The organism is Maridesulfovibrio ferrireducens, assembly GCF_900101105.1.
In the GTDB taxonomy this organism is placed as follows: Bacteria; Desulfobacterota; Desulfovibrionia; order Desulfovibrionales; family Desulfovibrionaceae; genus Maridesulfovibrio; species Maridesulfovibrio ferrireducens.
Map to the genome: position 1 here is coordinate 154871 of NZ_FNGA01000004.1, position 22870 is coordinate 177740.

At 43.9% G+C, this 22870-nt stretch carries 21 protein-coding genes; 12 read left to right on the forward strand and 9 right to left on the reverse strand.

Annotated elements, in window-relative coordinates; translation table 11 throughout:
* Nucleotide 1 precedes the first annotated feature (1 nt).
* A complete protein-coding gene (gene nikR / locus BLT41_RS13235) occupies nt 2-421 on the forward strand; it encodes a nickel-responsive transcriptional regulator NikR (RefSeq protein ID WP_092161932.1) in 420 nt (139 codons plus the stop codon).
* A gap of 108 nt (nt 422-529) precedes the next feature.
* A complete protein-coding gene (gene folE2, locus BLT41_RS13240; RefSeq protein ID WP_092161934.1) occupies nt 530-1297 on the forward strand; it encodes a GTP cyclohydrolase FolE2 in 768 nt (255 codons plus the stop codon).
* A gap of 245 nt (nt 1298-1542) precedes the next feature.
* Here folE2 and BLT41_RS13245 read toward each other — a convergent pair whose 3' ends face one another.
* The 3 genes from BLT41_RS13245 to BLT41_RS13255 all read right to left on the reverse strand — a co-directional run bounded on the left by BLT41_RS13245 (nt 1543) and on the right by BLT41_RS13255 (nt 3255).
* Nucleotides 1543-1998 (reverse strand): DUF1499 domain-containing protein, encoded by a 456-nt coding sequence (locus tag BLT41_RS13245; protein WP_092161935.1) that lies wholly within the window; start codon nt 1996-1998, stop codon nt 1543-1545.
* Between the two features lie 105 nt (nt 1999-2103).
* Nucleotides 2104-2538, reverse strand: a complete 435-nt coding sequence (locus BLT41_RS13250; protein WP_092161937.1) for a rhodanese-like domain-containing protein — start codon at nt 2536-2538, stop codon at nt 2104-2106.
* A 285-nt stretch (nt 2539-2823) separates the two neighbouring features.
* On the reverse strand, nt 2824-3255 hold the full coding sequence (locus tag BLT41_RS13255) for an RrF2 family transcriptional regulator (protein WP_092161938.1): 432 nt from the start codon (nt 3253-3255) through the stop codon (nt 2824-2826).
* 242 nt (nt 3256-3497) lie between these two features.
* Between BLT41_RS13255 and BLT41_RS13260 the strand changes: the two genes are divergently transcribed.
* The 10 genes from BLT41_RS13260 to bioB all read left to right on the forward strand — a co-directional run bounded on the left by BLT41_RS13260 (nt 3498) and on the right by bioB (nt 17211).
* Nucleotides 3498-4901, forward strand: a complete 1404-nt coding sequence (locus tag BLT41_RS13260) for an NAD(P)/FAD-dependent oxidoreductase (protein ID WP_092161941.1) — start codon at nt 3498-3500, stop codon at nt 4899-4901.
* Between the two features lie 267 nt (nt 4902-5168).
* Nucleotides 5169-6578 (forward strand): sugar porter family MFS transporter, encoded by a 1410-nt coding sequence (locus tag BLT41_RS13265; RefSeq protein ID WP_170830374.1) that lies wholly within the window; start codon nt 5169-5171, stop codon nt 6576-6578.
* A gap of 198 nt (nt 6579-6776) precedes the next feature.
* Nucleotides 6777-7793, forward strand: coding sequence for a sigma-54 interaction domain-containing protein (locus BLT41_RS13270; RefSeq protein WP_092161945.1), 1017 nt, complete (start codon nt 6777-6779; stop codon nt 7791-7793).
* A 107-nt stretch (nt 7794-7900) separates the two neighbouring features.
* Complete coding sequence (locus BLT41_RS13275) at nt 7901-11005, forward strand: tetratricopeptide repeat protein (RefSeq protein ID WP_092161954.1); 3105 nt, start codon at nt 7901-7903, stop codon at nt 11003-11005.
* Between the two features lie 42 nt (nt 11006-11047).
* Nucleotides 11048-11860, forward strand: a complete 813-nt coding sequence (amrB, locus tag BLT41_RS13280) for an AmmeMemoRadiSam system protein B (RefSeq protein WP_092161955.1) — start codon at nt 11048-11050, stop codon at nt 11858-11860.
* Between the two features lie 238 nt (nt 11861-12098).
* Nucleotides 12099-13754, forward strand: a complete 1656-nt coding sequence (locus tag BLT41_RS13285; protein WP_092161956.1) for a hydantoinase/oxoprolinase N-terminal domain-containing protein — start codon at nt 12099-12101, stop codon at nt 13752-13754.
* Nucleotides 13754-14110 carry a hypothetical protein gene (locus BLT41_RS13290; RefSeq protein ID WP_092161957.1) on the forward strand — a complete coding sequence of 119 codons (357 nt, stop codon included), beginning with the start codon at nt 13754-13756 and terminating at the stop codon, nt 14108-14110. The genes BLT41_RS13285 and BLT41_RS13290 overlap by 1 nt, the downstream gene beginning before the upstream one ends.
* Before the next feature lie 42 nt (nt 14111-14152).
* Nucleotides 14153-14881, forward strand: coding sequence for a dethiobiotin synthase (gene bioD, locus BLT41_RS13295; protein WP_092161958.1), 729 nt, complete (start codon nt 14153-14155; stop codon nt 14879-14881).
* Between the two features lie 45 nt (nt 14882-14926).
* Nucleotides 14927-16210, forward strand: a complete 1284-nt coding sequence (bioA, locus tag BLT41_RS13300; protein WP_092161959.1) for an adenosylmethionine--8-amino-7-oxononanoate transaminase — start codon at nt 14927-14929, stop codon at nt 16208-16210.
* Nucleotides 16211-16215: 5 nt separating this feature from the next.
* Nucleotides 16216-17211, forward strand: coding sequence for a biotin synthase BioB (gene bioB, locus BLT41_RS13305; protein WP_092161960.1), 996 nt, complete (start codon nt 16216-16218; stop codon nt 17209-17211).
* A 56-nt stretch (nt 17212-17267) separates the two neighbouring features.
* Here the strand turns inward: bioB and BLT41_RS13310 are convergent, their stop codons facing one another.
* The 6 genes from BLT41_RS13310 to BLT41_RS13335 all read right to left on the reverse strand — a co-directional run bounded on the left by BLT41_RS13310 (nt 17268) and on the right by BLT41_RS13335 (nt 22850).
* Nucleotides 17268-17924: a flagellar brake protein gene (locus BLT41_RS13310; RefSeq protein WP_092161961.1), complete on the reverse strand. Its 657-nt coding sequence runs from the start codon at nt 17922-17924 to the stop codon at nt 17268-17270.
* Nucleotides 17921-18655, reverse strand: coding sequence for a tetratricopeptide repeat protein (locus BLT41_RS13315; protein WP_092161962.1), 735 nt, complete (start codon nt 18653-18655; stop codon nt 17921-17923). Before BLT41_RS13315 ends, BLT41_RS13310 begins: the two co-directional genes overlap by 4 nt.
* 302 nt (nt 18656-18957) lie before the next feature.
* Complete coding sequence (locus tag BLT41_RS13320; protein WP_092161963.1) at nt 18958-19971, reverse strand: ABC transporter ATP-binding protein; 1014 nt, start codon at nt 19969-19971, stop codon at nt 18958-18960.
* Between the two features lie 12 nt (nt 19972-19983).
* The gene (locus tag BLT41_RS13325; protein WP_092161964.1) at nt 19984-20949 is read right to left on the reverse strand and encodes an ABC transporter ATP-binding protein; all 966 of its coding nucleotides are present in this window, start codon (nt 20947-20949) and stop codon (nt 19984-19986) included.
* Between the two features lie 3 nt (nt 20950-20952).
* Nucleotides 20953-21879, reverse strand: coding sequence for an ABC transporter permease (locus BLT41_RS13330; protein WP_092161966.1), 927 nt, complete (start codon nt 21877-21879; stop codon nt 20953-20955).
* Nucleotides 21876-22850 (reverse strand): ABC transporter permease, encoded by a 975-nt coding sequence (locus BLT41_RS13335; RefSeq protein ID WP_092161967.1) that lies wholly within the window; start codon nt 22848-22850, stop codon nt 21876-21878. The genes BLT41_RS13330 and BLT41_RS13335 overlap by 4 nt, the downstream gene beginning before the upstream one ends.
* Nucleotides 22851-22870: the final 20 nt, after the last annotated feature.

A 22870-nucleotide genomic window follows, 5' to 3' on the forward strand; every position in this document is an offset into this window, starting at 1 on the left:
AATGGGTAAAACTATACGTTTCGGGGTTTCTCTAGATTCAGATTTGCTGGAAAAGTTCGATAAGCTTTGTGATGAAAAAAGTTATCAGACCCGTTCTGAGGCAATCAGAGATCTTATTCGTAATATGCTTGTTGAAAAAGAATGGGATGAGACTGACGGTGAAATGGCCGGAACTCTTTCTCTGGTTTACGATCATCATCAAAGCGGTCTTTCTCAGAGACTCACCGAGTTGCAGCATGACAGCCATGGCATGATTTTGTCCACGCTGCATGTTCATTTAGATCATGACAACTGTCTGGAAGTTCTTGTTCTGAAAGGTGACGGCAAGGAGATCAAAGAACTTGCTCACAGGCTTATTTCTACCAAAGGAGTCAAGCACGGCAAGCTCGGTCTGACTACCACCGGTGAAACTCTCGTTTAAATTTAAAGTACTTTAAATATTTTATAAAATTATCAGCATGGATACCCGTACGACAGTTTTGCGGACGTATCAAATAAGGCATCAGCGCTGTGATGCCGATGGAGTAAAATGGAAGACGTTCAAAACGGTCCCTCTCAAGTAGCCATGTCAATCGACAGAGTCGGAGTTCGTGACCTTACCCTGCCTCTGGTCGTGCGGGATCGTGCATCAAAAAGCCAGCATACAATGGCTAAAGTTACTCTTTCGGTTGATCTGCCGGCCCATTTTAAGGGTACGCATATGAGTAGGTTTATTGAAGCGCTTGAAGATTGGTCCGAAGAATTGGACTATAAAAGCTTCTTTAATCTTCTCAACGATATTTTAAAAAGGCTGGAAGCTAAGAGTGCTCATGCAAAACTGTGTTTTCCTTATTGTTTGAAAAAAACTTCCCCTGTCAGCGGACGTAAAGGGTTCATGAGTTACGACTGTTCCGTTGAAGGAGAATTGATCGGCGGGCATCTGGAGTTTACTCTCGGTGTGAAAGTTCCCGTAATGACCGTTTGTCCCTGTTCAAAAGCAATCAGTGATGAGGGCGCACATAGTCAGCGGGCGGTCATACATATTAAAACGCGTTCGAAAGGGTTTGTTTGGATAGAAGATCTTATAGAAATAGCGGAAGCTTCAGGTTCCTCTCAAGTTTACTCACTTCTTAAAAGAGAAGACGAAAAATATGTGACTGAAGATTCTTTTGCAAATCCTACGTTTGTAGAAGATGTTGTTAGGAACGTTGCTAAGGGGTTAGAAAAACAGCCTAAAGTAATATGGTATAAAGTTGATGTAGAAAGTTTTGAATCAATTCACAATCATTGTGCGTTCGCAAGTATTGAAAAAAAATAAATCGTGCTTATATTATAAGTACAGGGGGCTGAGGGGAATTTCCCCATTAGTCTCCGCCAACAGCCGCTGTTGCTTCCTTGAAATACAGGTCGAGCGATGGCGGCGAACTTTTGTAGACGGCTGAAAAGCATCCGATTACAGCGTTGCTGCAAAAACCTCAAATTCTCACGTATTAAGAATACGTTTCGAGCTTGAGGTTTTTTTGCGCCGCTTACGTGGTGGCAGTTTGTGTTATGGTTGAGAGACTATTGTTTTTTTTCGAAGATAGTTCGCAGGGTTTCAATTCTTTTTCTATTGGCGGAAAAGTCTGAATATCCGATTCGTGATGCTGAACGAACCTCTATTTTGTTATTGTCTTTATCGTAAAAACATTCCAGATCATCTACGAAGCGCATAATATTGCTGGTAAATTCAGCGTGAAGATAAGCTCCTTCCAGCTTTATCACTTTGCTTCCATCCATTTGTTTAATGTTCTCCTTAAGATTTGCCATTACTGTAGCAAGCTCGCCATGTGCTTTCAGTGGGGCTATTTTGTGATTTTCATCTGATGCTTGTGATGAAACACAATTGGGGCTGGACGGACATGCTGAAAATTTCCCGTTTGTAATACCGAGATTTTTAGGTTTATTGGCGGAGCAGGCTGATATGAAAACAACTGCCAGTATGGCTAAGACGCAAAGTATAATTAATTTGTATGTCATGTCAGAACTGTAGTTTCTTTTGGGTGAGGCAGGCAAGTTTTGCTATAAAAAAAAGGGTCGGCAGGAAAACCTGCCGACCCTTTTCAGTTTTATGATATCGAGAATTTATTTGGATTCAACAGCGTGCTTCCAGCCGTCCTGACCGTTCGTCAGGATAAACAGGCGGTAGGAAGGGATTCCGTTTGCGTTAAGGTAATCAACAGTGCGTTCAGCTCCGCTTTGACCGCGCGGACAGATAACAACAACAGGTTGTGTTCCTGTTTTGAGGTCTGAAATGGAAGCATCAAGTTTAGCTGTGTCTGCACTTGATTTAACGGGATAGGCGCAAGTTTGAATAGCCCCTTTGATGTGGTGATCTTTGAACTGGTCTGCAACCCGAATGTCAACGATTGCGATTGCGGCACTCTGATCAAGAGCATTCTGTAATGAATCTCCATTCATGTAGTTATATTGGTCTTTTATGGCAAAAGCAGAGCTTGCAAGAATCAGGATCATAAGAATTGCTGAACATACGCTTAAAACTTTTTTGGGAGCGAACATAATATTCTCCTTTGGGGTTATGAACAGAGTTAAGGCCGTATGTATAAGTATCTGGACTGAAAAGGTCTATTATTTATTGTTGATTAGTTTGTACTTTTGATATCTGATTTTCTGATAACAGGGTGCGGACAGCAATAAGTGTCGAATCTTATCGGGTCTAGGCAGTTCAAATGCGAATTGTTTAGATAGAAATAGAAGCTGGCTGAATGAAAGCAAAGAGAGTTATAGCGCAGCCCCAACCGTGCAGGCCGGGACTGAGTCAGTGAGCTGAGTGGAGATTGGTTTTTAAAAAGAGTTGTTTTTAACGCAGAAAGAACCTTCTTTCAGCATGTCAGATATACTTATCTCGTCCAGAGCTGCATACATTGCTTTGCTTGCTTTGATCCAGACTTCACGAGTCGGACAGTCCTCTATTCTTTGGCAGAGATTGTCGCTTGCCAGACATTCAACAAGTCCGGGCTCACCTTCAAGGCTTCTGACAATAGCACCTACGGAAATTTCTTTCGGGGTCATTGCCAAGGTGTGCCCGCCACCGGGGCCGCGTTTGCTGGATATGAATCCAGCTTTTTTTAATTCGCGGATAAGTTTTTCAAGATATTTGGTCGAGAGTCCCTGACGCTGGGCAATGTCGCTGATGCGAACGGGGCCATCTTCGCAGTGTATAGCAATATCGAGCATCATTCTTGTTCCGTATCTGCTTCTGGTGGTCAGTCTCATGTCCGTTCCTTGTTGTTTTTATCAGCATTAGGAAAGTAACGCTGTCCGGTCAAGTGCCGAGTGTCCGTTAAATTGGTTGTGACGATAAGACGTTTTTTGTTTTGTCGATAGTAGTATTCCTTTTGATCTTAAAATTTATTTTATAATAGTTGCTTTCTTGATTGTCTTTAGCTAAAAGCGTATATTGGGATGTTTGTGCGTCTTATGTTGACGCTGATAAAAAGACCAATCTGGAGAAAATTATGTGCCCGAACAGTACCGGGAAGAAAGAGTTTGATGTTATTATCGTTGGCGGTGGACCAGCCGGTCTTTTCGCTGCGTATCATCTTGGCGAGAATACGGACCTTGATGTTCTGGTTATCGAAAAAGGAAAGCCTTCCCTCAAAAGAAATTGTCCCATAACCGGAGATCAGGAGTGCATTAAGTGCAAGCCCTGTAATATTCTTTCCGGTGTCGGTGGGGCTGGTTTGTTTTCTGACGGTAAACTTAATTATATCCATAAGCTCGGTAAAACTGATTTAACTCAGTTTATGTCTGTTGCGAAAGCTAAAGAGCTTATTGATGAGACGGAAGATATTTTCAATCGCTTTAACATGGACGGGAAAGTATTTCCCACTGACATGGAAGCTGCGAAAGAGATTCGCAAGAATGCCCTTAAGAACGGCATTGATCTTCTTCTTATTAAACAAAAGCATCTTGGTAGCGACAATCTTCCCGGTCATATTGCGGCAATGGCGGAATATGTCAAAGGATGCGGTGTGACATTTCACACTTCGGAAGAAGTTAAAGATATTTTGATTGAAGACGGCGCTCTTGCCGGGGTTGTTACCAGCCGTTCTGAATATCGCGCTAAGAATGTAATTCTTGCTCCGGGAAGAGTCGGTTCTGAATGGATGGGAACTATTGCCAAGCGGCATGATCTTGCTATCACTCAGCGTGGTATTGAGGTTGGAGTGCGTGTGGAGGTTCCAGCTGATATAATGCGTGACCTTTGCAGTGTTATTTATGACCCTACGTTCTTTATCCGTACCACGACTTACGACGATCAGGTCCGCACATTCTGTACTAATCAGGGCGGTTTTATCGCGCTTGAAAACTATCAGGATTTTGTTTGTGTTAACGGGCATGCTTACATGGATAAAAAGTCTGAAAATACAAACTTTGCGTTCCTTTCAAAAGTAGTGCTTGAAGAGCCTGTTACCGATAATCACGCATACGGCGAGTCTATCGGTAAGCTTGCAACTATTATCGGAGGCGGTAAGCCTATTCTTCAGCGTTTCGGAGACTTGAAGCGTGGTCGTCGTTCCACATGGAATCGTGTTCACAACAGTTTCATTGAACCGACCATGAAGAATGTTACTTGCGGTGATATTGCAATGGCTCTTCCTGAGCGTATTGTAAGAAACATTGTCGAAGGTCTGGAAAAACTTAATGAAGTTGTTCCGGGTGTCGCAAATGAAGAGACACTGCTTTATGCGCCTGAGATTAAATTCTTCTCAACACAGGTTGAGACAAGTAATATGCTTGAAACTGCTTACGAAGGTCTGTTTGTGGCCGGAGATGGCCCGGGCGTAGCGGGGAATATTGTTTCCGCTTCTGCAACAGGACTTATTCCGGCTAAGGAAATTGCTCGCAGAAACAACTGATCCTTTTTAGTATTCAAGTCATCGCGGCTAATTGCCGGGTGTTACAAGTGAATTATATAGTCCGCCGGATGTGTTTAGCATTCGGCGGACTTTTTTGTTTTTGTTATATTCATTTTATATAAAATACGCGCTGCTATGGTCTTATATTGATGACACAGATTATTGAGTATGTTACCGATTTTTAAATACTCTCTCTTATATTGTCCCGTAACGAAATAATTCGGTATGCGCAGTTGTTGTAAATTATTTCAAAAGCAGAGGTCGATTATGGTGAATGCTCCCCTCGAAGACAAACAGTCCACAAGCATCATTTTTGTTTTACTTATTTCCGCAGCCGCAGCTCTTGGCGGTTTTCTTTTTGGATTTGATACCGCAGTCATCAACGGGGCTGTAGTTGCTTTGGGGGAACATTTTAATGTCGGTCCGGTGCTTGTGGGGATGTCTGTTTCGTTGGCCCTTATGGGGTCGGCCGTGGGAGCTTTGTCTTCCGGGTTTATTTCTGATCGTTACGGCAGAGTGAAGCCTATGCTCCTCGCCGCGGTGATGTTTACCGCCAGCGGTATAGGTTCAGGTTTTCCATTTACTGTGTGGGATTTTATCTTCTGGAGGTTTGTAGGCGGGATGGGAATCGGCCTTGCCAGCGCGATTACCCCTGCTTATATCGCTGAAATTTCACCCGCTAATTTACGTGGACGGTTCGGGTCTCTCCAGCAGCTTGCTATTGTAACGGGTATTTTTATAGCCATGCTCAGCAATTACATATTGGTAAAGATTGCAGGCGGATCTGCCAGCATGGATTTATGGCTGGGGGCTGAAACGTGGCGCTGGATGTTCTGGGCGGAAGTCCCGCCTGCATTGCTTTACGGCTTTGCAGCTTTGATGATTCCTGAATCTCCCCGCTATTTAATAGGTACGGGGCGTGAGCGTGAAGCTGAAAGTGTGCTGTCCAGAGTTTTAGGAGAACATGTTCTTGAGAAAATAGAAGAAATTAAGCTCACTCTTAGAGTTGAAAACGGCTCTTCTTTTGCTGATTTGAAGGGACGTTTCGGATTTACACCGATCATCTGGGTTGGGCTGGGGCTTTCGGTTTTGCAGCAATTCGTCGGCATTAATGTCATTTTTTATTATGGAAGCATGCTCTGGCGCAGTGTTGGTTTTTCAGAGGAAAATTCGTTGTGGATTACTGTGATTACCGGTGTTGTAAATATTGTGACAACTCTGGTGGCGATTGCTTTTATTGACCGTGTAGGACGCAAACCTCTGCTCTTGCTTGGTTCAGCGGGAATGTTGCTGACTCTTGGGTTGCTTGCCTTTCTTTTTGCCAACGCGCCGCTTGATGCCGCAGGTCATCCTGCCTTAAGCGGTTCTTCCGCCACTACAGCTCTCGTTGCAGCGAATCTCTATGTCTTCTGTTTCGGATTTTCATGGGGGCCCGTTGTGTGGGTTTTGCTTGGCGAGATGTTTAATAACCGGGTAAGAGCATCTGCTCTTGCTTTGGGTGCGGGCGCGCAGTGGGTAGCAAATTTCATGGTTTCAGCTTCTTTTCCTTCACTTGTTGAATGGGCGGGACTTGGAAAAACCTATTCAATATACGCTTTTTTTGCTGCGGTTTCATTTTTATTTGTAATGTTTTTTGTGCGTGAAACCAGAGGGAAAGAGTTGGAGGAAATGGAGTAGGTCACGAAGTCTGGTTCTCAGTGTTTTTATTAATATTTTGTAATAAAAATTCACTTGCACATTGACTTTGTGTCATTTCATTGACACTTAATATATAGACTTTTTTTAAACAGTCGCAAAACAGTATTCCGGTTTTAAGCCGGAGTCGTGTGGAACGTTATTTTATCAGTTCCCCGGATAGTAAATTTCGGAGGCCAGATGGCTCTTAATCTTGATGGAATAATAGGCAACAGTGTTGCCCTCAGGGATGTTTTTAAAGTCCTTGGAAAAGTCGCGCCTACCGACAGTACCGTGCTGGTAACCGGGGAATCCGGTACGGGTAAGGAGTTGGTTGTCCGAGCTTTGCATCACAACAGTAAACGTAAAGGGAAACCTTTTGTTCCGGTTAACTGCGGCGCTATTCCCAGAGAACTCCTTGAATCCGAACTTTTCGGTCATGAGAAAGGCGCGTTTACACATGCAATCCGCTCACGTCCGGGGCGATTTGAATTAGCTGACGGCGGAACAATTTTCCTGGATGAAATCGGTGAAATGGATCTCAGCCTTCAGGTCAAGATTTTACGAGTCTTGCAGGAAAAGGAAATTGAGCGGGTCGGCGGCACTCAGATAAAGAAAGTGGACGTTAGGATCGTTGCTGCAACCAACCGGGATCTGGAAGTCGAAGTTGCCGCCGGAAGGTTTCGCGAAGATCTTTTTTATCGTTTGAATGTTATCCCGATGCATCTTCCACCCTTGCGTGAAAGAGGCGGGGATGTTCTTATTCTGGCAAAGCACTTTCTTTCCAATTTTTGTTCAGGAAAAGATAGAGTTACTTTGAAACTACTTCCTGAAACTGCGGATATGCTGGTTTCATATTCGTGGCCGGGTAATGTTCGCGAACTGGAAAATTTCATGGAAAGGCTGTCCATCCTCTGTGATGAGGATGAAGTTACGCCTGATGATCTGCCTGAAAAAATCTTGAGAGATGTGGGCAGAGAACCTAAGATAAAAGTATCCGAGCTTGTTCAACCTATGGGTTTTTCATGGCCGACTTTAGAAGATATGAACGAGCACAGCAGTGAAGGTCTTAAAGATTTTCTTGAACAGATTGAGGATAAAATTCTTATTGAAGCTTTACAGAAAGCGGATGGCGTCAAAAATAAGGCCGCAGAACTTCTCGGAGTTAAGCGGACGACACTCATTGAGAAAATCAAGAAAAGAAATCTGGACGTTTAAAGGTTTTTTCATTTTTATTTGTTGATTATGCAGGGTAGGCAAGAATATTGCAGAAATACCGGATTGTGACGATCAGCAGTTTTACCGGAGTATTCCGGACACTTTTGATGGCGGCCTTCATTTGGCTCGCTTGCCCCCATCCGGGTTTGGCTATGGAGTATTTTCTCGATACCAAGTCAGACATGGATGCCCTTCGTCTTGTCTTTGATCAGAAGAATCTTTCCGGCACAGTCCGCAGAACCGGACGTCAGCAGATTACAATTTCATTTCCAACCAATTCCTTAAAGGGTGAAAAAGCTCCGACTCCTATGCCCTTATCCGGTATGCGTGTTGTTGATTCCATTAAAGTGGGGTCAAGTTCCATTGTTATCGGAACCAAGATGAGCGGGTTTGGATTCATTCGTTTTCCCGGTGGCAACGGCGAGATGGTTTTGCAGTTTTTCCGAGATCCCATTGGATCAAAATGGCGTTCTCCCGAAGATAAAGCAAAACGCGCTGCCGCCGCAAAAAGAAAAGCCGAACAAAGAGCAGCTAAAAAAGTTGCTGCCCAGAAAGCTGCCGTAGCTAAAAGAGCAGCTCAAAAGGCCGCAACCCAAAAAGCTAATGACCAAAAAATTGCTGCGCAAAAGGCTGCTGCTGAAGTAGAACCTCCGATTATCGATGAAATTGATATTTCTCCTGAAGAAGACGGGCAGGCCGCTCCTGTTCAGGATGAAAAGGTTTTGCCTGAATCTGTCCCTATGAGACGTCCTTTCTATTCTGTTCCTTATACTTATCGCGCTCCCGTTTCCAAAGTCGGACCGGAAGGTGCTACTGTTGTTGATACTTCCAATCCACCGTCTAGAGCCGGTGGTTCATCCGGAAGTGTTTCCGGCCGGATTATGCCTGTTGCAGATCAGGCGGGTGGCTCTGTTGCGGGAAGTATTATCCCGCCATCCGAGCAGGGACAGGAAATGACAGAACCTATTCCACCATCACAGGTTTCCGGTTCGGTTGCTCCTCCACCTGAGTCAAGTGATACAGGGACTCCTGAAATGGGAGAATTTCCTGTTGTCGGTGGCGATGAAGAATATGGTGGCAATGAGACTGAAGTTGAGGGAGATTTTTACGGGGAAGATGATAACGCTACTGATGTGATGGAAAATTCTGTTGATAGTACTGACGCATTTCCTACTGAAGAGGGTAAACCTGCCGATGAAGAAGAGGGTGGGGAAAGCAAAGAGCTGACTTTGGATGATAAGATAAAAATCGCCAGAGGAATTTTGCTTGCTGCTGAAACAGCTCTTGAAGACGGAGAGGTTCAAGTCGCTGTTGATGGATTTAAAGAAGTTACAGCAATGTCTTATCTGCCTAAAGAGCTGAGAATTAAAGCTGTATATGGTAAAGCTGAAGCCGTGACTGAACTTCATAAATCTGACATCCAGAATAATTTCGGTGTAATTTCCAGTTCGTGGATGGAAGCCATGAACTCGGATACTAATTCACCAAATGTGCCTATGGCGCTGCTTAATCTAGGTCTTATAAATTTGAAAGTTGGAAATATGCCGGAAGCAAAAGCATATTTTAATTTATTAAAATCTCAGTATCCTAATGACCTGAATATTCCTTATATAAGTTACTATTGGGGTGAATATTATCTGGGTATGCACGAGTATGAGAAAGCAGCGGACCAGTTTCAAACTCTGGTTCAGAGTTACCCTGACAGCAAGGTTGTGCGCGAAGCTGCTCTTGGACTTGCAAAATCCCTTGATGCTCTCGGATATAACAAGCAGGCATTTCAAATTATCGATTACATAGATAAACGCTGGCCCAGATATTATATTGAAGATCTCGGATTTTTACTGATGGCTGCAAACACCCAGAATAGGCTTGGGAAGGTTGATGATGCCAAGGATAACTATTGGGCGTATTATAATCTGGCACCGGATGCAAAAGAGAATGATATCGTCTTAGCCCGTATTGGTGATATTTATCTTAAAACCGGGGATTCACGAGCTGCAAAAGAGATTTATGAAAAAACGGCGAAGGATTATCCCGAGGAGGAAGGCGGTCTTGTTTCTCTGATGCGTCTTGCTGAAGAAGGTATTTATGATAACCCCAGCATGGACGATATGGATAAGGTTTTTGACCGTCCTTATAATCTCAGACCTCAGAAAATTTATACTCAGATTATTGAAAAACATCCTGACAGTCCCCTTGCCCCGCTTGCTCAGCTCAAGCTGGCAATGTGGTATTATTGGAATAAAAAATATGGTGATTGTCTCGGATCTGTGCAGGCGTTTCTTGATAAATATCCTAGAAGTTCCTTGCATGATAAGGCCAGTGAATTAGGTTTCAGAGTTTTTGATAAAGCTGTTCCTGAGTTGGTCAAAGATGAAAATTACGGAAGAGTCGTGTCTTTCTGGAATTCCTACGCCAAGAAAAATAATAACGGCGACGGAGTCAGTGATGAGACCAGAATGGGCGTTGCTTTAAGTTACTGGAAAAAAAATCAGCCAGAGGAAGCCCTTAAACTTGTCGAGCGTTATCTGACAAAGAAACAGGTTCCCAAATATTCAGCCATGGCTCTTGATATGGCACTTGGAATATATGTGGAAGGGCAGGCATGGAGCAAGGTTACCGAGTTGGTTGATATGGCTAGAAATAACTGGGATGTTGATCCTAAGCAGAAAGTTCATATCGAATATGCCAAAGCTATGGCGTATGAAAATCTCGGTGAAACGGAATTGAGCACACCTCTCTGGGCTGGACTTGCCGCTAATTTAATGCTTCCGGAATCTTCAAGAGCATATGCCATGTATTATATGGCAAAATCTGCTATGAAACAGAAGGAACTGAAGAAAGTATTTGTTTATTCTCAGGAAGCTCTTTCAATGTTGCTTGAAACAGGCGGAGATAGAGAGAAGATTAAAGACTGTATTTTAATGACTATTTTTGCTGCGGAAAGTTCCGGCAGATATAGAGAAGCTCTTCAATGGGCTGCCGAGTATGATAAATATATACCGATTTCAGATCCGGAGTGGGCTTCTTCCCGTTTCAGGCTGGCACAGCTTTATGAAAAAGCAGGGGCCATGGCTGAGTGGCAAAAGTTGATGGAGGAGGTTGCTGAGAAAAGTCCTGACGATTTGTATGGACGCTTGGCTACATCCGCTCTTGCAACCCGTAAAATAGAGCGAGACGCATCAAGATTCGAGCCGACACCGTCTTTTTAATCGGCAGTAGTTTTTGATTCGATCCTCCGGAGGCAGGTGGGTATGGATAGAAAGCCAATTGTTGCAGGGCGATTTTATACTGACAATCCGCAGGAACTAAAAACTGAAGTGGAGCAGTATACCGGACCTCGTAAAAAGAAATCTAAACCCCCTTATGATAAGCTGGTGATGCTTCCTCATGCCGGGTATGTGTTTTCCGGCGGAACATGTGGCAAAACTCTGGCGGAAGCGTCTCTGGCTCCCATTGTAATTCTTTTAGGGCCGAATCATACAGGACTCGGCGCTCCTTTGTCTGTCTGGTCGACAGGTTGCTGGAATTTTCCCGGCGGTAAGCTGGATGTGGATGAAAGTCTGGCTGCACAGCTTCTTGAAAGCGGAGCCGGATTTGTCTCAAACGAAGCCGCTCACACCAGAGAGCATTCTTTAGAAGTCCTTATTCCTTTTTTACATCACGTTAATCCGGCAATTAAAATTGTTCCTGTCTGCGTTTCTGAGTCTGCGCCAAAGTCACTTAAAAAGGCCGGAGAAGCTCTGGCTGAAATTATTGAGCGCAGTTCTAAACCGGTTTCAATAGTAGTCAGCTCGGATATGAGTCATTTCATTACCGCTGAAATGGCCAAAAAACTTGATTCAATTGCACTTGAAGCTGTGATCAGAATGGACCCCGAAGGGTTTTATTCGGCAGTTTCCACAAATAATATAAGTATGTGCGGCGTTTTACCTATGACTCTCGGCATGTATGCCGCTCAAAAGAATGGCGCAGTACGTGGGAAACTCCTTGATTATACCAATTCAGGCAAGGTTACCGGGGATTATGAAAGTGTAGTGGCTTATGCCGGGGTAATTATTTCATAAACAGTGCATTTTTAGATTTTAAATATGGTTTATTTGACGGTCGTTATAAAAATAACGGCCGTTTTTTTATATCTTTTAAATAAGTCTTTTATTTAAGATATTTATTGTCGTTTCTGAAATTAAACTGAGGCAACAGGTTGCCATTGTCGAGAAGCGGCATTATCAGTATTGAGCGTCGGTTACATATATGTTCCCGAATTTGTTGAATCAGTCATAATAATGCTCGAAGGATATACATATGAATTTTGAAAACGGCTATGCAATCGGAATTGATACAGGCGGAACATACACTGATACTGTTGTGGTCAAGTGTGCGGATTTAAGCGTTGTTGCCACTGCTAAATCACCAACCACTCATCATGATTTAAGCCTCGGTTTGGCGGCATCTCTTGATGAAGCTTTAAAGAATAGCAAGGTCGATCCTTCGGAAGTGAACCTTGTTTCAGTCTCGACAACTCTTGCTACAAACGCCGTTGTGGAAAATAAGGGAGCCAGAGTCGGATTGTTTATGATTGGTTCTTCGAAGAGTGTTAAGCTTCCGGTTGTTACTGCACGCTTTGTTAGGGGCGGGCATAAAGTTACGGGAGCTGAGGTCGATCCGATTGATATTGAATCTCTGGTTGACGGTGTAATGAATATGAAAGGGCATGTGGACAGTTACGCAGTGTGCTCTGCCATGAGTATTAAAAATCCCGCTCATGAAAATATTGCAGAAAAAGCTATTTCGCTCACTGATCCCAAGCCTGTTTTTTGTTCGCACAGAATAAGCACTAAGGCAGGGCAGATGGAACGTGCGGCAACAGCTGTGCTGAATGCGCGTCTTATGCCTGTTATGGATGAATTTCTTAAAGGTGTCAGTTCAGTGCTTGATGAACGCAACCTTGGCGGATCGGTTGTTGTTATCCGCGGAAACGCTACATCCATGAATATGGAAAATGCCATCGAACGCGCTGCTGATACTTTTGCAAGTGGTCCTGCATCTACAGCCTATTACGGATGTATATATTCCCCTGCAAAGGACGCTCTGATTGTTGATGTGGGCGGAACCACTACCGATGTTACTTTAATTAGAAACTCAAAGCCGACCATTCAGGAAAGCGGTAGTATCATCGGCGATTGGGAAACTCATGTTGAAGCTGTGGAAATGTTTACTGTGGGCGTAGGTGGAGACAGTTTCTCGCGTATAACCCGTTCCGGTAGGCTTGAAATCGGCCCCGGCAGAGTTGTTCCTTTATGTATGGCGGGCAATATTCCGCTTCCTGAAAACTGGATAGGCACAGAAAACGATTCCCGTTTGATTAAGATTGGACCGGCTGCTTCTGAAACGTCTGATGATGCAATTCTCACATATCTTTTAGAAAATGGACCGTCTACTTTCGGGCAACTTATGCAGGGACTTGATCTAGGTGAAATTTCACTTGGAACTAAGGTTGAAAAGCTTGTGCGGAGCCAGTTGCTTGATGAAGTAGGTTTTACTCCTACTGATGCTTTGCATGTTCTCGGTAAAGTTGAAATTGGTAACCGTGAAATGTCTATTTCTGCTGCGAAGGTTCTGGGCGCTGTATTTGAAATCAGCGGTGATGAATTTGCAGAAAAAGTTTTAGACGACACTCGCATTAAGATTGAAAACGCAATGCTTGAACATATTGTGCGTAAAGAAATCGGTGGTAATATGGCCGGAATTGTTGCCGGACGTTCTGCCAGCAATTTGGTCAGCTTTGATGTGTCGCTTAATCTTCCTATTATCGGAATTGGTGCGGCGGCTGATTGTCTTTTGTCCGAAGTTGCTGAAAAATTACATACGGAAGCTGTTTTTCCTGAGCATCACGAAGTCGGAAACGCTCTCGGTGCGGTAAGAATGGCTCTTGATAATATGAACAAGGAGAGTGAGTAATGTATAATCGTCAACCTTCATCTTGGGAATACTGCCTTGAAGCGGCAAGTGAAAATATTGAAACCGAAGTTGTCCACGGTTGGATTTTCAAAGATGGCAAGTGGGTTACTCACGCATGGTGTGAGTTCGCGGATAAAGTTATCGATTTGACCGAATCGACTCATTCTATGCCTAAGTTTGAGTATTACCAGAGACATATGGTGAGTGATCAGCGTTGCAGGAGATATTCCCGCATAGAATTTTTCACACTGGTCGGTGACGAAAAACATTTTGGACCTTATGATACAGAATTATTCTTTGCTGAAACATCTGATGAAGATCCGATTGATGTGATTGAGGCAAATAAAGCTAAATAGGGCCAGACAGGGCCAAGTCGCTCCAAGTAAGGATGGGCAGGTGTGAGTATTGATATTCCCGGTTTTTTTATAACCGGAACAGGAACAGATGTCGGTAAAACTGTAGTTACTGCCGGACTTGCTAGGTTGTTGCAAAATGCGGGGTATAAAGTTTTACCCGTGAAGCCTGTGCAGTCCGGTGGAATTAAGACTTCACTCGGAAAGCTGGATTCTCCCGATGGTGACGTTTATAAAAGCGCCGGAGCCGTGTGGGATATTGATAAGCAATGTCCGTACATATTTGAACCTGCCTGTTCTCCGCATCTTGCGGCGCGTTTGTCCGGTGTTGAGCTTGAAGTCGGGACTATTGCTGAAAAGGTAAAGTCACTTGAAGGTCAAGGGACGTTGCTTGTTGAAGGTGCCGGAGGAATACTGGTTCCTTTGAACGGGGAAAGTACCATGATGGATCTTATGAAAGAACTTTCGTATCCTGTTTTGCTTGTTGCCGGAAACAAGCTGGGCACGATTAACGACACCTTGCTTTCCCTCACTGTATTAAAGCAGGCCGGAATCAATGTTGCCGGTGTGATAATGACCTCCAGCGCCGGACCTGAGCCTTCAGAATTTGGTATGGCGGCCGATAATATCCGTTCTATTGAAGACTTTTCCGGTGTTAAAGTGCTTGCCTCGATTCCATATATTTCAAATTGGAATCCTGATGAACTCCGTTGCTGGGCAGAAGTTGACCGCGCTTTGGCAGAAATTGATCTGAATTCACTCGCGAATAATTAATATCTCATATCTCAATAACTGAAATAGCCTGATTAAAGAGTGCTGATGAGTAATATTGAATCTATGCTTGCCTTTGATCGTGAACATCTTTGGCATCCCTACACTTCCACTGTTAATCCCTTGACCGTCTATCCTGTTGCTAAAACCGACGGTGTTAAAATAATTCTTGAAGACGGCAGAGAGCTGATTGACGGCATGGCTTCATGGTGGTGCGCTATTCATGGATATAATAATCCCGCACTCAATAAGGCACTTTGCGACCAGGTGCAGAAAATGCCTCATGTCATGTTCGGTGGGCTTACCCATGAACCGGCTGTGTCACTTGCCCGCAAGCTGATTGATCTTTCTCCGCCCCCGCTCCAACATGTTTTTTTTGCTGACTCAGGTTCGGTGTCTGTCGAAGTGGCCCTTAAAATGGCTATTCAGTATTATCAGGCTGTCGGAAAACCTGAAAAGAATAGAATTATGACTATCCGTAACGGATATCACGGGGATACGTTAGGGGCCATGTCCGTATGTGATCCTGTAAACGGAATGCACTCTTTGTTTGAGTCAGTTCTTCCTAAACATATTTTTGCCGAAGCTCCATGTTGCGGTTATGACGACGGCTGTACGGATGATGACTTTGCGGATTTTAAGAGCAAAATCGAAAATCACGCGCATGAACTTGCTGCTGTTATTCTTGAACCTGTCGTGCAGGGCGCAGGGGGAATGCGTTTTTATTCTCCGGATTATCTTAAACGAGTCCGTCAGGCTTGCGATGAGCATGATGTCCTGCTGATTTGTGATGAAATTGCAACGGGATTTTGTCGTGCAGGCGCAATGTTTGCCAGTGAACTTGCCGGAATTTGTCCTGATATAATGTGCGTGGGTAAGGCCATTACCGGCGGTTATATGACTCTTGCGGCAACTCTTGCCACAGCTAAGGTTGCAGAAGGAATTTCTTCAGACGGCGGTGTTTTTATGCACGGGCCGACTTTTATGGCTAACCCGCTTGCTTGCGCGGTTGCTAACGCTTCGCTTGATTTGCTTGTCGAAAGCAACTGGCAGGAACGTATCCCTCAGATTACCAAAATGCTCAGAGCCGGATTCACGCCCTGTGAAAACCTTGCAACGGTTGCTGAGGTGCGCTGTCTTGGAGCCATCGGTGTTGTTGAGATGAAAAATCCTGTGGATATGGATTCCATACAGCTTGAATTTGTGAAGCGCGGAGTGTGGGTTAGACCTTTCGGAAAGTTAATTTACGTTATGCCGCCTTATGTTATTTCCAACCTTGAGCTTGAAGCTCTCACTTCTGCTATTTGCGAAGTGGTAAGTTTGCAGAGGTAATATCGATGGACAGACAGGAAAAACAAATTTTGTGGGACTGTGTTCGTGCCGGTAAAGCAGTTGATAAGCATATCGCTATTGCAATACTCAGAGCTTCGCATGGTGAACTTGCAGAGATTCTTCACGCTGCGCATCATGTTACTTCTTTGCGTTTCGGGCGGGAAGTCAGTTTATGTTCCATAGCGAATGTGCGTAGCGGAAACTGTTCGGAAGACTGTTCTTTCTGTGCTCAATCCAGTCATTTTAAGGGTGTACCAGCTCCGAAATATCCGTTGATGTCTGTAGATGAAATTAGAGAGTGCGCGGAGAAAGGCGGGCAGGCTCCTGTTGAATATTTTAGTTATGTAACTAGCGGCAGAGCTCTTGAAGGGAAGTCTTTGGGACGAGTTTGCGAAGCTGTTGCGGGAATGGACCCGTCAAAGGATTTCTCCAAGCATTGCGCTTCTCTTGGTTGTCTCAGTTTTGAATCTTTAAAAAAACTTAAAGATTCAGGGGTAACTCGCTACCATCATAATCTTGAGACTTCAGAAAGTTTTTTCCCTTCAGTATGCACCACTCATTCTTACGCTGAAAGAATCAGAACGGTGCGTGATGCAAAAAAAGCAGGACTTGAAGTGTGTTGTGGTGGACTTTTAGGACTTGGTGAGAGCTTTGAGCAGAGAGTCGAGCTTGCTTTGGCTATTGCTGCTGAAAAAGTTAATTCGATTCCACTTAATTTTTTAGTCCCTATTCCCGGTACTCCCATGGAAGACCGCCCACAGCTTGAGCCTCTTGAAATTTTGCTGACCATCGCCATGTTCCGTCTCGTAAATCCGCATTCAGAAGTGAGAATGGCTGCCGGTCGCGGGGCTTTGCGTTCTCTGCAATCATTTATATTTCATGCAGGGTGTAACGGTCTTATGGTCGGAGATTTTTTAACTGTTTCCGGTCAGGGAATTGAAAATGATCTTACAATGCTCAGGGATTTGGGACTTACGGTAAAAAGAAAAGATCAAATCTGAGAGTGTAAGAATGGTTCGCAGGATTGGGCTTTATGTTTTGAGATGGTAGTTGTGGCTTAAGTTGAATGTTGAAGTACAGTTGCAACGTAATCCTGAATTTTTATAAGAATTTCAGGCGAAGGTTTATCAAATGTTAACCCCAGTGCTATTTTACGGGTATCTTTTGTCGCTCTTTGAACTTTGCAGGGGATAAACCCGTTATTGTCTTCTATAAAGTATGGGCAAAAAATCTTAACATTATCACCTATTTCTGGAAAAATTGAGCTCTCATCTTTCAGATAGGTAATTCCGCATCCGCTGCTGCTGAGGTCTTCAACAATTGCCAGTGTTTTTTGTTTGCCGATCATTACTTCTGCTTCAAGGAAGCAGTTGATTCTTTTATGCCTTCTGAGATTGTATGTTTCTACCCGCTTAGGATATTTTAAGAAAAGAATTTTATCTGGAGAGTTGATCAGTTTGATGATGCTGGTTTTAAATCCTGACGCGACTCCTTCAAAAATATATCGGACAGTGGCTTCATTGCCGGGGTATAGATATTCAGACCAGATAGCTTTGTCATTAGGGTGAACCATAGGTTCTTTGAGAAGAACATACTTGGATGGATATCCTCCAAGAACAATGGAAGGAGCTTTGTCGTTAAGACCTCCCAGTTCAATAGCAACTCGCAATCCAGGGGTGCATGCTGCTTTGAGTTTCGCGCTTTGGCTCATCATTGTTTTATCTGCTTGATTATATATTTTTTAAATTTATGTGCCCATTCTAAATTGGGCTTAAGGGCTAACGCCTTGTCAATATGCTTTAGAGCTTCATCAGTCTTTCCTGCATCAAAATAAGATCTTGCGACGTTGAAATGCAGATTTTCATCTTTTTTGTTAATTTCTAATGCCTTATTGTAGAAATTAATCGATTCATCAAAAAGTGCCTGCTTGCGTAGTGATATGGCAAAAACATTAAATTCTTGTCTTTGAGATTCTAAGAAAATTGTATCAATATTTAAGAGCTTATTAACTATTTTAGAAAGCTTTTCAAAATTTTGTTTGCTGCATAGTACCGAGCCCATTCCTAGATTGGCCTTTGGATTATCTGGGTCCAGCAGGAGTGCCTTTGCGAAAGATTGTTCCGCTTCGTCAAGGTTCCCACCGGCAAACAGTTCTTCTCCCTTTAAAATTTTAGTTTGTAGAGATCTTAGGGCAGGGAGAGTCTTTTTATCGTAATAGTCCATTTCAGGACTGAATGTTGTAAGAAATTGTCTTTTAGTTAAAGTGGTTACAATACCCGAAGGGATGTGTTGTTGATTTAACGGTTGAACCTGATACTCATCAACTTCGGTGCGGGTAACGTAGTAGTAGGTTTTGTGCTCGGCTTTTTGGAGGGTTGTACCCGCTCCAGTCTTTTCTTGAGTTCTTTTTGAGAAAACTCCAAGCACTTGATTTATTTCAGCCATAGATTCTTTCTCCAAAGAATGAACCAGTGATTTTAACTCATGAGATTAAATATAATATACGATTTCATGTCGCGCGAAAAGATTACCTCTGATTTCTCATACAAATATATTATTTTTGAATGAAAAATGTGTTTCAGCAGGGACCGTTGTCCACGATCAGGTTGTCATTTCTTTTAAACGATTATTTCAAAAGAGAGAAGGACGTCGGATAATAACCATTTTTGATTTTGGCTAACAAAAATCAAAAACGGTTGAAATCCAACGTAATATAAGCATGTTTAATAATTATGTCGATTAGAATGTTATAATCTTCCTTCTTCAAAGGCATGACAAACAACTAATCCTTCGTTTTCTACTTGAATAGCTTGAGGTCTTTCTTCTCGGCAACGGTCATTTGCATGAGGGCATCTACCGTTGAATACGCAACCTGTAGGCAGATTAATAGGAGTAGGCACATCTCCAGAGAGGTGAATATGCTTTTTACGTTTTCCGCCAAGGGTCGGTATCGCTGAGAGAAGAGCTTGTGTATACGGATGCTTAGGCGATGAAAATAGATCTTTTGCAGGAGCAAGTTCGCATAAACAGCCGAGATACATAACTGCCACTCTGGTGCTGATATGCTCTACAACTGAAAGGTCATGGCTGATGAACAGATAGGTTAAGTTGCGTTCTTCCTGTGCGTCCATCAGCAGGTTTAGAACTTGGGCCTGAATGGATACATCAAGTGCGGCGATGGGTTCATCTGCCACGATAAATTCAGGGTCTACAGCCAGTGCGCGTGCAATGCTTATGCGCTGTCTTTGTCCACCTGAAAATTCATGCGGATAATTATTAACCCACTCCGGGTCCATGCCAACGCTACGCATCACCCTGTGAAGGTGGTCTTTAGCTTCGCCGCGTGAGATTCCCTTATTGTGAAAGTAGATCGGTTCTTCAATTATCTGCCGAACTGTCATACGTGGATTCAGCGACGCATAAGGGTCCTGAAAAACCATCTGCATTTTCGTACGGAACGGGAGCATTTGAGAGGATGACAGCTGGTCAATACGCTGTCCATCATAATAGATTTCACCGCTGTTAGGAGGGTAGAGCCCCATAACTGTTCTTGCGAGTGTGGATTTACCACATCCTGATTCGCCTACAACACTAAGGGTTTCACCTTTTTTTATTGCAAAGCTGATGTCATTTACAGCCTGAACAATAGTATGGCGGCGCGTGATGCGTCCTTTTTCCAATGATAACTGATCAAGCAATCCACCTGAAATGTCGAAGTGCTTAACCAGATTTTTTACTTCTACGAGGGAGTCAGTCTGCATGACGAGTCTCTATTATTTATCGGCATGGTGGCAGGCCACCAGAATACCGGATTTATTTTCGATAAGTTTCGGGACTTCACGTTCACAAATATCTGTACAGAGGCTGCACCTTGCATGAAACGGACAACCGGACGGCATGTTCACCAAAGAAGGCATGGCTCCGGGAATCTGAGTCAGTCTGTCACCGGCTCCTCCGCTTTGCGGCAGTGCGGCGATCAGTCCTTTTGTATAAGGATGACCGGGATTTGTTGTTACCTGACCGGTGAGGCCTGTTTCAACAATGCTCCCTGCGTACATAACCGCTATTCTTTGTGTCACTTCTGAGACAACAGCAAGATCGTGTGTGATCAGGATAAGAGCCATATCATCCGATTGGCAAAGCTCAAGGAGAAGATCCATGATTTCAGCCTGAATGGTAACATCAAGGGCTGTTGTAGGCTCATCCGCAATAATCAGGGACGGTTCCGTCAAAAGCGAAATGGCGATTACAATACGTTGACGCATGCCTCCGGAGAATTCATGCGGATACTGAGCAAGTCTTTTGCGCGGAGAAGGAATGTAGACCTTTCTAAGCTTTTCAAGAGCAATCTCTTCTGCTTCTTTGCGGGATACATTCATGTGGGCTAACACAGTTTCGATCATCTGGGTGCCGATGGTCAGAACCGGATTAAGGGTCATCATCGGGTCCTGAAAGATCATTGAGATTCTGTTGCCGCGAATTTTGCGCATTTCTTCGCTGGGCAGTTCCGCTAGATTTTTACCTTCAAACAGGATTGATCCGTTTGAGATATATCCCGGTTTTGATATCAGATTAATGATCGAAAAACCGGTAACGGATTTACCTGCTCCGGATTCTCCGACCAGTCCGAGTCTTTCACCTTTATCCAGATTAAAACTTACATTGCGTACAGCCGTTAGAGAGCCGTTCCGCAAAGCGAAGCCTACGCTTAAGTCTTTTACTTCGAGTAGATGTTGCATGGTCTATCCCTTATACAGCTTGGGGTTCAGGAAATCGCGTAGCCAGTCGCCAAGCAGGTTGATGACCAGAATCAGAACTACAAGTGTAATTCCGGGGAACATGGTAATCCACCACGATCCGCTGAATATATACTCAAATCCCACATTAATCAGCGATCCAAGAGAGGGCTGTGTAACGGGCATGCCCAGTCCTACGAAGGAAAGTGCAGCTTCACTCATGATGGCATTTGCAACTTGAATGGTGGAAATAACGAATACCGGTGAAAGGGTGTTAGGGAGAATATGTCTCCACATAATACGCCTTTTTGAAAGACCGATGACTTTAGCTGCTTCAACGTATTCTTTTTTCTTTTCAGCCAGCACGGAAGCACGGACTGTGCGTGCATACTGAGGCCATTCCGCAAATCCGATGATCAGAATAAGGAGCGGCACAGCAATTTCTTCATATTTTGCCAAACCGAAGGCTGCCTGAAAGATTGCAGAAATAAAGATCGCTACCATGTAAGTGGAGAATGATAGCTGGACATCTGCAATACGCATTAAGATTGATTCTGTTTTCTTGCCCATGAATCCGGCAACCAGACCGACCAGGATTCCTAGAAAAGCCTGAAGTGCAACCGCTCCGAAACCGATGATCAGAGACACCCGCATGCCGTAAAGCATGGTGGAGAATAAATCTCTTCCCTGTCCGTCAGTACCAAGCAGGAAATCCGCATGTCCCCCGGCAAGCCATGAAGGAGGAATTTCCGCATCCATAATATTGATGTTTACGGAATCATATGGGTTAAAAGGAGCAATAAGCGGTGCCGCAAAACCTAAAATTAAACACACGACCAAAATACAGAAGCTTGTAAGAGCAACGGGGTCGCGCAGGAAGTCATGCAGAAAATATGATTCTTTGAATCTCTGCCAGCGAGTTCTGGTTATCATTTTTGCCCCGTAATTCTGACTTGTGGGTTGACCAGTCCGTAAATGACGTCAACCAGAGTGTTAACAATAACAAATATAAATCCGACAACTACCAGATAGGCTACCATAAGCGGAGCATCGCCGCGTTCTACAGCTTCAATGAACATGAAGCCCATGCCCTGCCACTGAAAAACTGTTTCAGTCAGGATGGTGAATGCGATCATGGTTCCAAGCTGTACGCCGCCGACGGTGATAACCGGAAGCAGTGTGTTCTTAAAAGCGTGAACAATCCATACCCGGCGCGGACTAAGTCCTTTTGCCCATGCGTATTTGATGTAGTCGTTCTCAAGAACTTCCATCATCTCAGAGCGGATAAGACGGATAAACAGGGGCAGCATAATTGAGGACAAGGCAATTGATGGCATAATCAAATGCTTGAGGCCGTCCAGTGTCAGGAGGCCTGTCCGCCAACCGCCAATATTTATTGTCTCACCTCGTCCGAACGAGGGTAGCCAGTGTAATTCAACCGAAAAAATGTAAATCATCAAAATGGCGGTTAGGAATACAGGGATAGAAACCCCTAGAGTCGAACCGCCCATGATAATTCGCGAGAGTATAGATCTCGGCTTGATGGCTGAATAGATACCAAGAGGTATAGAAAAAAGTACAATGATTATAGCAGAACAGAAAACCAGCTCCAGCGTAGCCGGAGCTTTGCTGAGGATGACTTCAAGTGCAGATTTTTTATAGAAAAAAGATCTGCCAATGTCTCCATGGGCAGCCCCTTTGATAAATCTGCCGAACTGAACCATAAAGGGATCATTAAGTCCGAGTTCATCTCTGATTTTGGTACGTTCTGCTACGGAAACCGAGATTCCGGTAATTTCTCTGATCGGATCACCGAAGCTTTGCTTGATGGCAAAGCCGATAAATCCGATAACCAGCATAACTATTATCGCCTGTGCGATTCTTCTGACTATAAAAGCAAACATAGGCACTTCATTTCAAAGGG

What these genes read in the sequence shown, in the direction of transcription:
- BLT41_RS13330 (WP_092161966.1), bottom strand. Translation starts at nt 21,879, where the DNA reads ATGATAACCAGAACTCGCTGGCAGAGATTCAAAGAATCATATTTTCTG.
- bioA (WP_092161959.1), top strand. Translation starts at nt 14,927, where the DNA reads ATGAGTAATATTGAATCTATGCTTGCCTTTGATCGTGAACATCTTTGG.
- BLT41_RS13255 (WP_092161938.1), bottom strand. Translation starts at nt 3,255, where the DNA reads ATGAGACTGACCACCAGAAGCAGATACGGAACAAGAATGATGCTCGAT.
- nikR (WP_092161932.1), top strand. Translation starts at nt 2, where the DNA reads ATGGGTAAAACTATACGTTTCGGGGTTTCTCTAGATTCAGATTTGCTG.
- BLT41_RS13285 (WP_092161956.1), top strand. Translation starts at nt 12,099, where the DNA reads ATGAATTTTGAAAACGGCTATGCAATCGGAATTGATACAGGCGGAACA.
- BLT41_RS13325 (WP_092161964.1), bottom strand. Translation starts at nt 20,949, where the DNA reads ATGCAACATCTACTCGAAGTAAAAGACTTAAGCGTAGGCTTCGCTTTG.
- BLT41_RS13335 (WP_092161967.1), bottom strand. Translation starts at nt 22,850, where the DNA reads ATGTTTGCTTTTATAGTCAGAAGAATCGCACAGGCGATAATAGTTATG.
- BLT41_RS13275 (WP_092161954.1), top strand. Translation starts at nt 7,901, where the DNA reads ATGGCGGCCTTCATTTGGCTCGCTTGCCCCCATCCGGGTTTGGCTATG.
- BLT41_RS13315 (WP_092161962.1), bottom strand. Translation starts at nt 18,655, where the DNA reads ATGGCTGAAATAAATCAAGTGCTTGGAGTTTTCTCAAAAAGAACTCAA.
- BLT41_RS13250 (WP_092161937.1), bottom strand. Translation starts at nt 2,538, where the DNA reads ATGTTCGCTCCCAAAAAAGTTTTAAGCGTATGTTCAGCAATTCTTATG.
- amrB (WP_092161955.1), top strand. Translation starts at nt 11,048, where the DNA reads ATGGATAGAAAGCCAATTGTTGCAGGGCGATTTTATACTGACAATCCG.
- BLT41_RS13265 (WP_170830374.1), top strand. Translation starts at nt 5,169, where the DNA reads ATGGTGAATGCTCCCCTCGAAGACAAACAGTCCACAAGCATCATTTTT.
- BLT41_RS13310 (WP_092161961.1), bottom strand. Translation starts at nt 17,924, where the DNA reads ATGATGAGCCAAAGCGCGAAACTCAAAGCAGCATGCACCCCTGGATTG.
- BLT41_RS13290 (WP_092161957.1), top strand. Translation starts at nt 13,754, where the DNA reads ATGTATAATCGTCAACCTTCATCTTGGGAATACTGCCTTGAAGCGGCA.
- BLT41_RS13270 (WP_092161945.1), top strand. Translation starts at nt 6,777, where the DNA reads ATGGCTCTTAATCTTGATGGAATAATAGGCAACAGTGTTGCCCTCAGG.
- folE2 (WP_092161934.1), top strand. Translation starts at nt 530, where the DNA reads ATGGAAGACGTTCAAAACGGTCCCTCTCAAGTAGCCATGTCAATCGAC.
- BLT41_RS13260 (WP_092161941.1), top strand. Translation starts at nt 3,498, where the DNA reads ATGTGCCCGAACAGTACCGGGAAGAAAGAGTTTGATGTTATTATCGTT.
- BLT41_RS13245 (WP_092161935.1), bottom strand. Translation starts at nt 1,998, where the DNA reads ATGACATACAAATTAATTATACTTTGCGTCTTAGCCATACTGGCAGTT.
- bioB (WP_092161960.1), top strand. Translation starts at nt 16,216, where the DNA reads ATGGACAGACAGGAAAAACAAATTTTGTGGGACTGTGTTCGTGCCGGT.
- BLT41_RS13320 (WP_092161963.1), bottom strand. Translation starts at nt 19,971, where the DNA reads ATGCAGACTGACTCCCTCGTAGAAGTAAAAAATCTGGTTAAGCACTTC.